Below are 474 nucleotides of genomic sequence, written 5' to 3' on the forward strand. Positions count from 1 at the left end.
GCCACGGACTATATCCATAACGCGGGCTTTATCGAAACCGGCATGAAGCATCAGGTCACGCTCGGGAAAAGTTATCGCAGCGCGCTGCGTGAGCGGGGTGAAGCGCGCGGCCATGAAGTGGAAGAAGTAGGCAAGCATGGCAGGTGGGAGATTAAGGGCGTTCCGGAAGACGGCAGGGACGAATATTCCTCCCGGGGCAGGGAAATTCAGGGTGCCGGGGGGGCTGAAGCCACGCGGCGCAGCCGGGATGTGGCCGCCAAAGACACCCGCCGGGCGAAAGTCGACCCTTCGAGGATGCGCCTGATGGAACGCGGGCTGGGCCAGATGAAGGAGAAGGGATTTGACCTGAAGGCGTATCAGGAGAGCGTGGTGCCGAGTGATGCAGGGCTTCGTGAGACCGCGCCTCAGCCGGAGCGAGATCACCAGGCTAAGCCGGTTCCTGCCGGGCCTGAGCTGGCTTCTCTGCAGACGTCG

Annotated in this window: 1 protein-coding gene; it reads left to right on the top strand. The window is 62.9% G+C overall.

The features are described from left to right. Positions 1–474 (top strand): relaxase domain-containing protein (locus A6013_RS24220; protein ID WP_254677909.1); only part of this gene is annotated, 474 nt, incomplete at both ends.

This window comes from Enterobacter sp. IF2SW-B1 (genome assembly GCF_001743375.1).
GTDB classification, from domain to species: domain Bacteria; phylum Pseudomonadota; class Gammaproteobacteria; order Enterobacterales; family Enterobacteriaceae; genus Enterobacter; species Enterobacter bugandensis.